Below are 14,981 nucleotides of genomic sequence, written 5' to 3' on the forward strand. Positions count from 1 at the left end.
CTGCGGTAGCCAGCGGGGCGTGGTATGTGGCTAACCGCGACAAGCGGGCGGCAGACGCAGAGAAAAAAACCGCGGAGCCGGCCCCGGATTTAACCGGCGTGATAGACCGGTCGTTTGATAACAAGGCGCAGCAAAACGCCATTATCCAGGGCCAGATGTCCCAGAACGAGATGAAAAAGGATTTTGAGGAGCTGAAAAAAGAACTCCAGATGCTCAACAAGAGCCGCATGGATGACCAGAAGCGCCTGGGCGATCTGGAGCGTGAAAATGCGCAGCTGCGGGAGAAACAGAATGCGCAGGCAAATACGCCGGTGGCACCGCCGGCGGGCTGCCCCACGGGGGAGCCGCGCCCGAATACCGTGAACGTGCCGCCGCCGACCCAGTTCTATCCGGGCGGGCACGCCTGCGGCCACCCAGGTGAGCTACAACACGATGCCGGCGATGCAGGCGCAGAGCGGGATGGATACGACGACCTTCAGTTATGAAGCCCCGGTTAAAAATGCGTTCCCTTATATCCCGTCCGGCAGCTTTGCCAAGGCGATGGTGATCGAGGGGGCGGATGCCAACGCGGCTGTGACCGGCCCACAAAATACCGCGCCGATGCAATTTCGTCTGACCGGCCGTGTGCAGATGCCCAACGACAAGGTGTATGACCTTACCGGCTGCTTTGTGAATGCGGAAGCCTACGGGGATGTCTCCAGCGAACGCGCCGAGGTGCGCACCCGCAGCATCAGCTGCAACATTGGCGATGACGTGATTGACCAGAAAATTGCCGGGCACGTGAGCTTTATGGGCAAAAACGGCATCAAGGGCCAGGTGGTAATGCGCAACGGAAAAATCCTGGGCTGGGCATTTGGTGCTGGCGTGCTGACGGTATCGGACAGGGAATGCAGAGCGTTGGCTCAACTGCTGTAGGCATTGGCGCTACTGCCGATGTCAGCGGGGGAGATGTGGCCCGCTCCGGTCTGGGCGCGGAGCCAGCCAGGCGGCAAAGACGCTGAGCGAGTACTACATCAAGCGTGCAGAGCAGTATCACCCCATTATCCCGATTGGGCTGGCAACGAGGTGACCGTGGTGTTTCAGGACGGCTTTCAGCTGATGACGTTGGCTGAACAGAGTGCCGCAAAGCGAAAAACCAAAAGCGCGGCGCAGGAAGCCAGCATGTCGGCTGCTGAAATTAAGCGCGAAGCAGTCAAGCAGGTAGACCAGCTTAACCTGGGATGTGGTGCCCACGATGCCGCCGATGGCGCAGAACTGAGGAGTCATGATGAAACTGATTGCGTTTGCCGTACTGGCCGGTGTCACGGCTGTGCTTACCGGGTGTGCCGGCGTTGACAGTGAGTTCGAGTGTAACGCCACCACGTCTGATCGCTGCATGACGATGGAGCAGGCCAATGAGAAAGCGCGTCTGGCCACCGAGGGCGCAGCGGGAAAGCCGGCTGCGACCGCGCTGCCTACCCTGGTTAACCCGCCGGGGCGGTGCGCCCGGTAAGCCGTCCGGTCGCCTATACCCGGCCGGTCTCGCCCGCAGCGCCTGTAGTACATCCGGCACCGGTATCGACGCCGGCCCGCGGCCGCTGACCCGCGTGAGTTCGGCCCACTTCAGCGCACCGCCCTGCCGGCCCCCAGCTGCGCCCCCGCCGCTGCCATGATGCGGCGAAGTACGTCCGGTGCGCACCGCCGAGCGCACCGCCAATGTCTGGATAGCGCCGTATGTCGATACCCAGGATGTGTTTCACCAGCCCGGCCGGGTCTCGTTTGTCCTGACGGCACCCGCCTGGCATATGCCGGCCGTTATCGAGTAAGGGAGCGTTATGGAGCGTATTGTAGGCGCGATCAACCGACTGATTGCCGGTTTCCAGACCCCGGACGGGCCGTTCAGGCTAACCGCACACTGGGGCAGATGAACTACCCAAGCTCAGCAGCATGTTGCCGTACCGCTTTTACGACAGCACCACCGGGCTGTTTATCAATAAAACCACCGTGGGTTTATGCTGGAAGCCCAGCCGCTGATTGGCGCGAATGAGCATATTGTCAAAGTGCTTGATGATCTGGTGCGTACCAAACTGCCGCGTGGGACGCCGATTACGTTTCACCTGATGTCGAGCAAAGCGGTAGGCCAGCAGATTGAGGACGGCTAAAAGACTTTCGCTGGGCGGGGAAACACGCCGAGCGTTTTAACCATATCACTCGCGCCTATTATCTGCGGGCGGCCCAAAACCAGTTCAATAGCCCTACCGGTCTGCCGTTGACGCTGCGCCACTACCGGCTGTTTATCTCTTTTTGCACCAAGCAAAAACGCCGTGATGATACGCAGAAGACGGAAGTGATGCACCTGATGAAGGTGCTCCGCGCCACGCTGGAGTCCGCCAAGATAAGCACCCAGGTGGTTGAACGGGAAGCGTTTGTCAGTGTGTTGTCTGAGATAACCAATCACAACCCGGACACGCTCACCCCGCCGGTCGTCAAAGTGAATGACTACGATGAACTTAACCGCCAGTGCGTCGATCGCACCCTGGATCTGATGGTGACACCGGACAACCTGTTGCTGGGGCTGTCGCCACCGGGCAAACCGGCGACTACCGCCCGCGTGATGAACTTTATGGTGGAGAGCAACCCGGACATCTTTATGCTCTGGCAGGGCGGCGACAACATCAGCAACCTGCTTAACCCGGATTTGACCATTGCCAGCCCTTTGTGATGACTTTTACGCTGGAAGCGGAAGACCAGGTGAAACGCAGCGGGAAGCCACCGGGCGTTATCTGGATCTGGATAAAAAGGCCAACAGCACGTACGCCAAGCTGTTTCCGAGTGTGATCAATCAGGCTGCCGAATGGAAGGCGCTGCGTGAGCGTCTGAACGGCAACCAGTCCTGCGTGGTGCGCTACTACTTCAACATCACCACGTTCTGTCAAAACAGCGATGAGGCGGCGCTGGTCTGTGAACAACAGGTTATCAATACCTTCCGTAAAAACGGCCTGACCCTGTATTCACCCAAATATATGCAGATGCGTAACTACCTGGCGATGTTCCCCTTTATGGCCGGGGAAGGGCTATGGGATGACATTAAGTCCAGCGGGCGACGTGCCGGGCAGAAAGCACGCAGGTGGTGAACCTGCTGCCGGTTGTGGCGGACAACCGCCTGGGGCGCAGCGGCCTGCTGGCACCCTCTTACCGTAATCAGCTGGCGTTCCTGGATCTGTACAGCGAGGGCATGGGCAACACCAATTACAACATGGCAGTGACCGGCACCTCAGGCGCAGGGAAAACCGGGCTGGTGCAGCCCATTATCCGCAGCGTGCTCGACTCCGGCGGGATCTGCTGGGTGTTTGATATGGGCGACGGCTACAAGTCATTTTGTGAAAACGTGGGCGGCACTTACCTCGACGGGCGCACACTGAAATTCAACCCGTTTGCCAATATCACCACTATCAGCGAGTCGGGTGAGCGTATCCGCGACCAGCTGGCGGTGCTGGCCAGCCCCAACGGCACGCTCGATGAGGTGCATGAAGTGCTGCTGCTGGAAGCCGTGATGGCCGCCTGGCAAAGCAAGCAGAACAAAGCACGTATCGATGATGTTGTGGATTACCTGAAGGATGCACGGCGAAACATAGCCGGTGACCAGTCTGAACGCATTGTGGGGCGCATGGATGAAATCATTAAGCTGCTGGGACATACTGCACCGACGGCATTTATGGGGATTATTTCAACAGTGACGAACCCTCGCTGCGTGATGACGCGCGGTTTGTGGTGCTGGAGCTGGGTGGGTTGCAGGACAAGCCCGCGCTGCTGGCCGCGGTGATGTTCTCGCTGATTATCTATATCGAAGACAAGATGTACCGCTCCCCGCGCACGCAGAAAAAGTGCTGCGTCATTGATGAAGGCTGGAAGCTGCTCAACTTCAAGACAGCCAAGGTGGGCGCATTCATCGAAACCGGCTACCGCACCGTGCGGCGCCACTTGGGGTCGTTTATCACCATCTCGCAAAACATCAAGGACTTTGCCGCAGACGATGCATCCAGTGCCGCCAAGGCGGCCTGGGGTAACTCCTCCTTTAAAGTCATCCTGAAGCAGGATGCAGCCGAATTCAAAGCCTATAACCAGCGCGATCCTGACCAGTTCGGTGAAATAGAGCGGCGCATGATAGGGCAATTCGGCGATGCGAAAGACCAGTGGTTCAGTTCATTTATGCTGCGCATTAATGACATCACCTCCTATCACCGGCTGTTCGTTGATCCGCTGAGCCGGGCGATGTTCAGTTCCCAGGGCAAAGACTTTGAGTACATCCGGGCGCTGCGCGAAAAGGGCACCGATATCCAGGATGCAGTGTATGCGCTGGCAAAGCGTAACTTCCCTGATGAGATGGAGGAGCTGGAAGCATGGCAGATGTAACCCATACCCCGCAGACCGATATGCAGCTGCCGGAGACGGCAACCGCACCGGCATCACAGGCAGAGCCGGCTGCCGCCTCTCGGTCAAAACGTGCCCGTTATCTGAAATGGGCCAGAGTAGGATTCTTAGTTACAGCATTCACAGCACTTAATGCCGGGATCTCGCTGTGGCTTGTGCAGGCACATTCGCCGACCGTGGTCGCGTTCAATATGAAAGGCACGCTGGATGCGTTTATGGATCAGTCTGCCAAAGCCTCGCTGAGCGATGCCCAGGGTGCCGCGCTGGCGAGCCGCTTCAACACGGCCATGACAGAAAGCCTGACCGCGTACCAGGCCGATCATCAGGCGCTGATCCTGGTGCAGCCGGCAGTCGTCGGCGGTGCACAGGACATCACGGCGGAAATCCAGCACGACATCGCCCGGCGTATGCGGGGTGCCCAATGAAAATGTGGAGGGTTTTCCTATCAGGCATCCTGTTGGTTACCGCAACGGCGCAAGCCAAAGATCTGGGCACCTGGGGCGATTTGTACCCCATTACCGAGCCAGATTTACTGACCACTATCCACGACCGTCTTGAAGCGATGGAGGAGAGCGGGGAGCTGGCCAAAAAACAGGATGAGTTTAAACAGCGGGTCATCGAGCACACGTTACGGCCCACCCCGGTGAACGGGCTGGCGATTGCGCAGAAAGACCGCACCTGGTTTGTTGACCCGACCTTTACCGTCTCCCGGGACATCAAGGATGCCCGCGGCGTGGTGTTTGCGCACCGCGGCCAGAAGGTGAACCCGCTGGAGAGCGTACCGTTTGTGCAGACGCTCTATTTTATCGATGCCGATGATGCGCGCCAGGTGGCCTGGATGCGGCACAGAAGCCTGCGACCGACATAGTGAAGGTGATCCTGGTGAAAGGGGACATTCGTGAGGCGACAAAGGCGCTGGACACGCGCATTTACTTTGATCAGGACGGGGTGCTGACGCAGAAATTCAACCTCAAAGCCGTGCCAGCCCGCGTGACCGCCGCCAAGGACGGGAAGCGCCTTCAGGTGGATGAGTTTGCCGTGGAGGGACAGCCATGAAACGCCTGATGTTGTGCCTGGTGCTGATGTTTGGCATGAACTCGCTGGCACAGGCCGCTGACCCGGAATGCGAGGGGCGGTTTGTGAACCCCATTACGGATGTCTGCTGGTCGTGTATTTTTCCGTTGTCTATCGGCAGTGTGGCGGTGTCATCCGGGAGCGTGCCGGACACGGCCAACCCGTCCAGCCCCATCCAGATTTGCCCGGTAGGCATTTTATACCGTGTGGGGCTGGCGATTGGTTACTGGGAGCCGATGGCGCTTACGGACGTGACGCGGTCACCTTACTGCATGGTGAACCTGGGTGGTTTCAACCTGAACGTCGGGAAAATCGGCACCGGCACGGCCGGCCAGAGTGACAAACCCACGGCCGGCGCGTTCTATCACGTCCATTGGTACAAATACCCCGTGACCTACTGGCTCAACATCATTACCTCACTGGGTTGCCTGCAATCCGGGGACATGGATATCGGCTATCTGAGTGAACTTGATCCGATGTGGAATGACAGTTCGCTGTCGCTGATTATCAGCCCGGAGTCGATGCTGTTCGGCAACGTAATAGCACAGGGGGCGTGCGCGGCCGATGCGCTGGCCAGCGCCGTCAACAAGCCGCTGGATTACCTGTTCTGGTGCGCCGGCTCCCACGGCAGCATGTACCCCTTTACCGGCTACACCTCCAACGAATTCAGCCCGCTGCAATCCTCGGTGCTGCTCTCTGAGCGTATGGCGTTCAAGCTGCACCGCCAGGGGCTGATCATGAACTCCATCGGCAGGACACGGCGGTGTGTTACGAGTACCCCTCACCGATTATGCCCAAAGAGCGCTGGCGCTATCAGATGGTGAACATGTACCCGGATGTGGCCCAGTGCCACCCGGTAGGCCAGACCGTGATGCGTTGGGAAGCCGGTCATAACCCGCCAAACAGCCGCAAAAACTTCGGGTATCTAATGTGGCGTAAACGTAACTGCGTCTTTTTATAGGAGGGAGACATGAAACACATTTTCGGTGTGATGGCAGCGGGCCTGGTAGTCAGCAGTGCATGGGCGGCTCCCTCTGAAACACAGGATTTTATCAACCAGCAGATCAGTGCCGGCGAGTCAGTGCGGGAACATGCGCCGGCCCTGAACTTCTCCCCGGCCCCGGCCACCCCGTTGAGCGGACAGGACGGTGCCTGGTTGAACAGCCTGAAACAGCGCCGGCAACAGATGCAGGCCGCGGGTGGCGAGGAGAAGCCGGTGCCCAAGGCGCTCTACTTTGTGTCGTTCTCTATTCCACCGGAAGGCGTGAAGACGCTGATTGAGGATGCGGCACGTTTTGGTGTCCCAGCCACCTTGCGCGGGCTGATTAACAACGATTTCCGCCAGACGGCGACCGCGATTTTTGATTTGGTGAAAGAGGATAAGCGCGGTGGGGTGCAGGTCGATCCCACGGCGTTTACCACTTACGGCATCAAAGCGGTGCCAGCCCTGGTGGTGATTTGCCCCGGCACCTATGACCGGGTGTCAGGGAATATCCGTCTGGCGCAGGCGCTGAAAAAGGTGGCGGAAGAGGGCGAGTGCGCAGATGTGGCAAAAGCGCTGTTAACGGCGGCAGGTGAAGAATGAGGACGGTGGCCGGGGTGATGATCATGCTAATGCTTGCTGGCAGCAGCCGGGCCAACGGTGACTATGACGCGGGCAGCCAGTACGCGGGTAGCGTGCAGAACAAAGGCACCCAGGCGCTGAGCAATTTTAAGCCAGCCGACACTCTGCCGAACTATAACGCCAGACCCAGCGAGAGCGGCTACTACGGCGGCGTGACCACGCCCAGCACCAACCTCGATACGCAGGGTAACCAGGTGCTGACCAACAGCGAGGCGGGGAAGGCGGTGACCAGCTCGATGCTCAATAATCCGGCCGAGGCGATTTCGATGGACGCGCCATTTATTGCCGCCGGCACGGATGCGCAGAGCACAGCGGAGAGCGTTACCAACGGCACCTTTGATAACTGCACGGCGGCGTCCGTGAACAAATCGGTCTTCACCAACTATGTCTGTGAGCGCGATACCAATGTGTCCCAGACCTGTACGCGTACCGCATCCATCACCGGGCATTACGAAGATTCGACCGAACTGCGCACGCTCACTATTGACTCGTCCTCACTGCGTTTTGTCGTGACCAACGGGCAATTCATGGTGTCCTACCCGATGCTAGCTGGACAGGTGATGAGCGCCAGTATCAGCTATTCCTGGAAAAACCTGGCATTTGGTAATTCGGCCTGGTTTATGACCGTCACGGCCCTGGGCCAGCGCGTGGCAATGAACAATGAGAGCGGCAGCGCGAGTCTGCCCATCGGCCAATCCTTTGCCGAAGGCGAGGGCATGCCGATTGTCGTGCTTAACCGGGCCGGGGATGTCGCCAGCACCGCCACTATCTGGCAAAACAAAAACATGAAGTACCACTTTGTGCTGACTCTGATGGTACGCGTCGCCACAAAAGCCTGGGTGCCCACGGTGGCCTGGTCTGAAAACTGCCCATTCGATAAAGCACAGGGCGCGCTGACCAGCACGGAATGCACGGTTGCCGGCGGCGATCGCAGCGTGGTGGTCGATGGGAAAACGTACACGGTACACAGCGACTGCTGGGGCTATACGGATACCTACCGTACCCAGACTGCGGATGAAGGTAGCTGCGCGCCTTATGTCAATAACGCCGCCTGCACACTGGCTACCCGCCAATGTGCGTACTCACTTGACGGCTTTTGCCTGCATGAGAACGCCACCTACTCGTGTGAAACCAAGGTCTCCGGCAGCGGCATGCTATGCGGCGGGCAGTTTTTCTGCACGGACGGCTCCTGTGCGCAGGTTGCCTCCGGCAATACCAATGACTTCAAAACCGCCATTTCCCAGCTGGCCGCCGTGGCCGCCGCCGGCAAGGATGTGGCTGAGCTGAACGGTATCAACGTGCGCGCTTTTACCGGCAACGGACAGTCCTGTCGCAAAGCGTCAGCCGGTTTTAACAACTGCTGCAAAGGCGGGGGCTGGGGCAGTGATGTCGGGCTTGCCCACTGCAACAGCGAAGAAAAGGCTCTGGGGCAGGCCCGTGAACGGTTACTGACAGTAGATGTGGGTGAATATTGCAGCACCAAGGTGCTGGGCGTATGCGTTCAGAAAAAGCGCGCCTATTGCGTGTTTGAATCCAAGCTGGCGCAAATCGTCCAGCAGCAGGGCCGGCAGTGGCAGCTGGGCATCGGGTTCGGTGACCCGGAGTCACCTGACTGCAACGGCATCACGGTTGAGCAGTTACAGGCCATCAATTTTGAGAAACTCGATTTCTCGAATTTCTACGCTGATCTGGAAAACGGCTCGGCTATTCCTGAAGACAATGCGCTGATTGAGCGGGTGAAATCGCAGATTGCCGCGAAAGTGGAGGCCGGGACGCAATGAAAAAGACGCTGTTAATGCTGCTGGCGTTGTCTCTGCCCGCCCACGCGCAAGATGCCCCAGACACGACGCTCACCGACCCGCAGGGCTGGCACTGGTACAACGAGCCGCAGGAGGAAGAGGAGCCGGAGGCAACCGCCCCCTCACCGGCACCGGCGATGTCTGCGATGGAGCAAATGGCTGACCTTCAGAAGAAAACCAAAGAGTCGCTGGCGATAGCCATTATGGAGCCGACCGTGGAGAACTTCGCACGCTTTAAGCGCTATCAGGATTTCTGGACGGAGCAGGCCGGCAAATTCAGCATGGTGGCCCAACAGTCGATGCTGGCGCACCCGGAGCTGGACTACAACCTCAAATACAGTCACTACAACGGCACGGCGAAAACCCAGCTGGCCGCCGATCGGGCACAGGAAAAGACGGCCATTGCACAGATCGCCTCCCGGTACGGGGTGTTTTTCTTCTACCGCGGCAAAGAGCCGATGGATAACCAGTTGGCGCAGGTAGTGAAAAGCTTCAGTGAGAGCAACGGCATCGCGCTTATCCCGGTGTCGGTTGACGGCATGCTGAGTTCGTCTTTGCCCAATAGCCGGTATGACAGCGGGCAGGCGCAGCGGCTGGGCGTGTCGTTTTTCCCGGCCATGTTCCTGGTTGATCCCAAAGGAGAGCGCATCCAGCCGCTGGCCTATGGCTTTATTTCACAAGATGACCTGGCCCGGCGTTTTTTAAACGTCGCCACCGGTTTCAAACCTAACTTCTGAGGCGCGGATGATGAAAAAAAGCCTGTTAGCCCTGTTGTTGCTGTCTTCACTGGCCCATGCCTCTACCTGGGAGGAGATCGCCGCGCTGGACGCGGAAAAAAGCGCTGTTTCAGCACAGCCGGCCGCGCCCGCCTCAGTCTCTACCACCGCAGCCCGACCGGCCCGCTGGCTGCCGCTGTCCAATGGTCAGCGGGTAAACTTGGCTAACTGGAAAGTCGTGGTGTTTATCCAGTCCAGCTGCCCCTACTGCCATAAATTCGACCCGGTGTTAAAGGCCACGGCTGAGCAGCATGGCTTTGAGGTGATGGCCTTTTCACTCGATGGCCAGGGGGACCCGACGTACCCGTCTCCGCTGATGGCCACGCCGGAGGTCATGAAAGAGTTCTTTGCCGGGCTACCGGTCGCGACCCCGACGACATTTCTGGTCAACGTGAACACGATGGCCACCTTCCCGCTGTTGCAGGGCGCGGTTGAGCAGCCGATGTTTTTAAGCCGGCTTGATGAGGTGTTTCTGTTTGCCCTGCAAGGAGGCCAGCAATGAAAACGTGGAAAGGCATGGTACTGGGGGCGCTGCTGGTCACGCCGGCGGCGATGGCCGATGTGAACAGCGACATGAATACCTTTTTTGGCAAGCTGGGCTTTGAGAGCAACACCTCCTCGCCACAGGTCTGGCAGGGGCAGGCCGCCGGCTACGCCAGCGGCGGCTCGCTGTATGCGCGCAGTTCGGTCAAACAGGTGCAGCTTATCTCGATGGCGCTGCCGGATGTGAACGCCGGGTGCGGCGGCATCGATGCCTACCTGGGGTCGTTCTCATTTATTAACGGCGAGCAGTTCCAGCGTTACGTGAAGCAGATCATGAGCAATGCCGCCGGCTATTTCTTCGATCTGGCCTTGCAGACCACGGTGCCGGAGATGAAACAGGCCAAAGATTTCCTGCAAAAGATGGCCTCGGACATCAACAGCAGCAATATGTCTTCGTGTCAGGCGGCGCAGGGTATTGTCGGCGGGCTGTGGCCGCGTACCCAAGTCGCCCAAACCAAGGTCTGCCAGGACATCGCCGGCGAATCCAACCTGTTCTCTGACTGGGCGGCGTCACGCCAGGGCTGCACGGTGGGCGGGGAATATAACAGCGTCACGGATAAGGCCGGTGCGGCAGAGAAAGATCAGGTGCTGAAAAACAAAAACCTGATCTGGGATTCCCTGGAGAGTAACCGGGTGTTTGACGGCAACCGCGAGCTGAAAGAGTTTGCCATGAGCCTGACCGGGACGCTGATTTTCAACAGTGAAGGCGGCATTACCCCGCTCTCCCCGCTGACCACCAACCAGGACATTCTGACGGCGATGATGAACGGCGGCAGCGCCAAAATCTATGCCTGTGATACCAGTGATCTTTGCCTGAACCCCACGCTGAGCACGGTCACCATCAGTGCCGCCAATGCGCTCAACGGCCAGGTGCGCGCCATGCTCACCAGTATCCAGAGCAAAGCCATCACGGATGAGGCGCTGACGGAGAAAGAGAAGGGCTTTATCTCGTCAACCAAGGTGCCGGTGCTGAAGTATCTGGTAGACCCGCAGTCACTGGGGGTGGCGAACACCCTGCTTTACCAGCTGGCCGACTACATTAGCTATGACATCCTGATGCAGTATATGACGGAGATGATCCAGCAGGCGCGGGTGATGCTGGCTGGCAAAAACTATCCGCAGCCGGCGATGGATGTGCTTCAGGCAAGCCTGACTGAAGCGGGCCAGAATATTGCGCAGATGCAGACCCGCGTGCAGGTGCAGCAGGACGCGCTGATGGTGGTTGACCGCCAGATGAACTACATGCGCCAGCAGGTTTCCAGCAACCTGCTTACCCAGTATCAGGACAACTACCGCTTCGGGGGCTACTAATGGATACCATCTACACTATTTCCGGCGGCGCATGGTATCGCGACTCGCTCAATGCGGTCGCCACGTTTATGCAGAGCAGCGGATGGGAAACCATTGCCTCGATTGCCGGGACGCTTTCTGTGGTGGCGACCGCTATCGCGTACATCAAAGGGCGTGACCTGATGCTGTATATGAAGTGGATGGGAGCACTGGTGCTGGTCACCAGCGTGCTTATCAACGTCAAGCGCCCGGTGCAGATTATCGATTTGTCCGCGCCCACCGAGGTGTATCAGGTGGATAATGTGCCGGTCGGTATAAGCGGGCCATTCAGCCTTATCACCTCTATCGGGCATAACCTGGTTGAAGCGTATGAGTTGGTCTTTCACCAGCCGGATGCACTGAGCTACAGCAAAACCGGGATGCTGTTCGGCGCGGATTTGATGGGTAAGAGCACGGATTTCCTCTCCACCAATCCGCAGATCACCGCGCTGTTTTCCAGTTACGTCCAGAACTGCGTGGTGGGTGACATAATGCTCAATCACAAATACACCCTGTATGAGCTGATGAACACCACCGACCCCTATTCACTGATTTTCTCCCGGCCCAGTCCGCTGCGCGGCGTGTTTGATACCACCGGCACGTTCCAGACCTGCGAGTGGGCTGCCGCCCAGCTGCAACAGGTCATGGGGCTGGATACGCAGGCCGGCGGGGAAACCTACAGCTACTACGTGCGCCGTCTGATGGGCGGCCGCCCGGATGCGACCCCGCTGTTTGCGGAGCTGATGGGCGACAGTTACAGCTACTTCTACGGGGCGAGCCAGACCGCCAGCGATATCATGAAGCAGAACGTCACCATGAGCGCCCTGCGTAAAGGTATTTCCAGCGTGGCCTCCCGCAGCGGCGATACGGCAAGCCTGGTTAATCTCTCAACAGAAACCTCGTATTCCAAATTGCGCATGAGTCAGGCGACGGCAGCCGACATTGCCACCCGCCAATTACCTATCATGCAGACGGTGCTGATGGGCATATTGATTGGGATGTTCCCAATAGTGATCGCACTGGCGCTGATTAACGTGCTGACGCTGAATGTGCTGATGGGCTACGTCTACAGCATCGTGTATCTGCAAAGCTGGCCGTTGCTGTTTGCTATTCTCAACAATGCCATGAACTTCTATTTGCAGTCCGATACCGCGCAGATGGCCGTAACGCTCTCCAACCTGTCCCGGCTTCAGCAAGTCTATTCTGACATCGGCACCACGGCAGGCTGGCTGGCGCTGTCTATCCCGTTTTTGGCGGCTGGTATTGTCTTTGGGATGCACAAGGCGGTGTCGCAGGCGGGCAGCTACCTGGGGTCAGCGATGCAGGGAGCCTCGACCCAGTCGGCCTCGCAGGCGGTGGACGGCACCTGGGCGTTTAATAATATGCAGACCGATAACGTCAATGGCTTTAAATGGGACACCAACTCGTCGTTTGCTAATGGGCAGATGACGTCACAGACCGGCAGCGGGGCGATGAAGACCATTACCAATGACGGCAACTCGGTCTATAACGCGGCTCCGGCCATGTCGAAACTGGCAACTGACATCAACTTCGGACATACGGCGAGTGCAACGGCCCAAAGGCTAGCCAGGGAGAGCCAGGTGGAAGCGGAAAGTTCACTGTCTGGCTTTAACCATACCAGCAATACGGCTTATAACCAGGCGAAACAGTTCTCCAGCCAAGCCGGCAACAGCTCTACGGTAACCAGCGGTGCAGACAGTTCACAAGGAACATCAGAGACTCAGGGCGTAAACCAGATGCTTTCCGCAGCGCAAAGCTATGCCGAACGTAACCATATCAGTGAGTCCCAAGCCTGGAATGAGCTTATGGATAAAACAAGTCGTGGTCAAATTGGTGCGGGCATACAGGGAAGTGTCAATTTTAACTCTGATCGACATATTCTTGGAAAGATTGGAGGGTTAGCGACTGGTGTTGCTGGACAAGCTGATGTTCATGCAAAAGCAGATTTAACAAAAAGCAGTGGTTCTTCTGATAACACAAGCAACTCTGCAAATCGTGCAAATGATAATTCAGCCGATCACTCCACCCAAGAGGCTAAAGACTTTAAGCAAGGAATGGATGCCGTGCAGAGTTATCGTACTAACCAATCAGGTAGCCATGCTAATAACCAGGCTAATTCCTTGCTCGAACAATTGGGTACAAGTTTTAGTGTAGCTGATAGTCAGTACCAGCAGTACACAACCAGTCTAAACCGTAGCCATGAATACAGTCAGATGGCATCAGCATCTGATACAACTAGTGCTTCTGTTCAAGGAAATTATGCACAAGAGTTTGTGCATTATGTACAGGAAAAACGACCAGAACAGGCAGATCAGATTCTGACAAACACTGAAAATGAAAGTATACGTAGTGAACGCGAACAACTTGCTGGTCAGTTTATGGAGGAAAAAATGCGAGGTCGAGTTGAAGGGCAATATAACTCAGATCGTAATAATTTGAATGATGGGTTGGCATCAGTAGAACAACCTAGTATGAATAATATCTCCAGCGCTTACCAAAAAGGTGAAGACGAAATCAATGAGCGGGCTAGCTCTTCTAATATTCGAAGTGATAGTGCTACTCAGGTAGATGCATTAGTAGATAAAAGTAATGAGAAGATTGCTAACTCTAATTCATATATCGATGAGAGCAAGCATGATATACAGGCTGAAAAATCCGGTTTGAGTGCAGCACATGCTATGGCTGAAGGGGGGTTTAATAAAAGCTATGGGAAAGCGATGGCAGACCAGGGTGAGGAAGATCCACAACTGAAAAAAGCAAAAGATCAGATTATCACTCAGTCTGAAAAACTTAATAATGAATGAAAGGGGGTGCTATGAAAATAACTAATGAAATTATTGAGAATGACATCAAAGAAATAATCATTTCTCTTTCGAAAGAGAAGGTTGAAGTTCCTGCTTTTTTAGAATGCATTAAGTTTGGTGGCGGAGTAATGGTGGGTATGACAGTTTGGCAGTTTTTTGTTGCTTATCCGCATATGAGCGGTGGCAAGATGGATAGGTTATTTGCATGTGCAAGCATAGGGTTCACCCTAGTGCTAGGACTCATTGTTTTCTTGTCGTCTTTTTCATTATCCGCGAAGTATCTGTCTATCCCTAAAAAAATTAGAGATCAAAGTGTAATTATTAAAATGTTAAAAAACAAAGTTTTAATTTTTTCACTGGCGTGGGCGTTGGTCAATGTCATTGTGGGGGTTTCATCAATAAGCCTTCACTTAGATCCTATGTTTGGCTCTAGTGTAATTCAGTTGATCACATTGCTTTTATTCTATTTTTTATTTTTGTTAGATATCAGTAGGTATGATATCTCCATTCTTAGCGCTCTGATAAAGAGATGGAGGGGTGGGGAATCTTTAAAGAGCTGACGCCAAAATAACCTAAATTTTCCATAAGATTGGGTTTGTGC

The 14,981-nt window shown here is 56.3% G+C and carries 12 protein-coding genes and 4 pseudogenes; 15 read left to right on the top strand and 1 reads right to left on the bottom strand.

What is annotated here, in order from left to right; translation table 11 throughout:
* Positions 1-485: pseudogene (locus C1N62_RS23680) on the top strand (hypothetical protein); the annotation flags it as partial.
* Positions 460-915 (top strand): TrbI/VirB10 family protein, encoded by a 456-nt coding sequence (locus tag C1N62_RS23685; RefSeq protein WP_370465633.1) that lies wholly within the window; start codon positions 460-462, stop codon positions 913-915. The pseudogene C1N62_RS23680 and the gene C1N62_RS23685, both read left to right, overlap by 26 nt.
* Before the next feature lie 117 nt (positions 916-1,032).
* Here the strand turns inward: C1N62_RS23685 and C1N62_RS23690 are convergent, their stop codons facing one another.
* The gene (locus tag C1N62_RS23690; protein ID WP_370465634.1) at positions 1,033-1,266 is read right to left on the bottom strand and encodes a hypothetical protein; all 234 of its coding nucleotides are present in this window, start codon (positions 1,264-1,266) and stop codon (positions 1,033-1,035) included.
* Between C1N62_RS23690 and traV the strand changes: the two genes are divergently transcribed.
* The 13 genes and pseudogenes from traV (at position 1,265) to C1N62_RS22570 (ending at position 14,940) form a co-directional block, all read left to right on the top strand.
* A complete protein-coding gene (gene traV / locus C1N62_RS22505) occupies positions 1,265-1,492 on the top strand; it encodes a type IV conjugative transfer system lipoprotein TraV (RefSeq protein ID WP_240775868.1) in 228 nt (75 codons plus the stop codon). The genes C1N62_RS23690 and traV overlap by 2 nt on opposite strands.
* A gap of 178 nt (positions 1,493-1,670) precedes the next feature.
* Positions 1,671-1,805 carry a TraV family lipoprotein gene (locus C1N62_RS22515; protein WP_137765962.1) on the top strand — a complete coding sequence of 45 codons (135 nt, stop codon included), beginning with the start codon at positions 1,671-1,673 and terminating at the stop codon, positions 1,803-1,805.
* 9 nt (positions 1,806-1,814) lie between these two features.
* Positions 1,815-4,392: pseudogene (gene traC, locus C1N62_RS22520) on the top strand (type IV secretion system protein TraC).
* Complete coding sequence (gene trbI / locus C1N62_RS22525; protein ID WP_240775869.1) at positions 4,380-4,835, top strand: type-F conjugative transfer system protein TrbI; 456 nt, start codon at positions 4,380-4,382, stop codon at positions 4,833-4,835. The pseudogene traC and the gene trbI overlap by 13 nt, the downstream one beginning before the upstream one ends.
* A gap of 2 nt (positions 4,836-4,837) precedes the next feature.
* A pseudogene (gene traW, locus C1N62_RS22530) lies at positions 4,838-5,466 on the top strand (type-F conjugative transfer system protein TraW).
* A pseudogene (gene traU / locus C1N62_RS22535) lies at positions 5,463-6,445 on the top strand (conjugal transfer pilus assembly protein TraU). Before traW ends, traU begins: the two co-directional pseudogenes overlap by 4 nt.
* A gap of 9 nt (positions 6,446-6,454) precedes the next feature.
* Positions 6,455-7,069: a type-F conjugative transfer system pilin assembly protein TrbC gene (gene trbC / locus C1N62_RS22540; protein WP_137765963.1), complete on the top strand. Its 615-nt coding sequence runs from the start codon at positions 6,455-6,457 to the stop codon at positions 7,067-7,069.
* Positions 7,066-8,889, top strand: coding sequence for a type-F conjugative transfer system mating-pair stabilization protein TraN (traN, locus tag C1N62_RS22545; protein WP_137765964.1), 1,824 nt, complete (start codon positions 7,066-7,068; stop codon positions 8,887-8,889). Before trbC ends, traN begins: the two co-directional genes overlap by 4 nt.
* Positions 8,886-9,644 carry a type-F conjugative transfer system pilin assembly protein TraF gene (traF, locus tag C1N62_RS22550; RefSeq protein ID WP_240775870.1) on the top strand — a complete coding sequence of 253 codons (759 nt, stop codon included), beginning with the start codon at positions 8,886-8,888 and terminating at the stop codon, positions 9,642-9,644. The genes traN and traF overlap by 4 nt, the downstream gene beginning before the upstream one ends.
* 7 nt (positions 9,645-9,651) lie before the next feature.
* A complete protein-coding gene (gene trbB / locus C1N62_RS22555) occupies positions 9,652-10,185 on the top strand; it encodes a type-F conjugative transfer system pilin assembly thiol-disulfide isomerase TrbB (protein WP_240775871.1) in 534 nt (177 codons plus the stop codon).
* Positions 10,182-11,537, top strand: coding sequence for a conjugal transfer pilus assembly protein TraH (gene traH, locus C1N62_RS22560; protein WP_168195938.1), 1,356 nt, complete (start codon positions 10,182-10,184; stop codon positions 11,535-11,537). The genes trbB and traH overlap by 4 nt, the downstream gene beginning before the upstream one ends.
* Entirely contained in the window at positions 11,537-14,380 is a 2,844-nt protein-coding gene (gene traG / locus C1N62_RS22565) for a conjugal transfer mating-pair stabilization protein TraG (RefSeq protein WP_137765965.1), read from the top strand. Before traH ends, traG begins: the two co-directional genes overlap by 1 nt.
* 11 nt (positions 14,381-14,391) lie before the next feature.
* Entirely contained in the window at positions 14,392-14,940 is a 549-nt protein-coding gene (locus C1N62_RS22570; RefSeq protein WP_137765966.1) for a hypothetical protein, read from the top strand.
* The last annotated feature ends 41 nt before the right edge of the window (positions 14,941-14,981 follow it).

Source organism: Nissabacter sp. SGAir0207 (assembly GCF_005491205.1).
In the GTDB taxonomy this organism is placed as follows: Bacteria; Pseudomonadota; Gammaproteobacteria; order Enterobacterales; family Enterobacteriaceae; genus Chimaeribacter.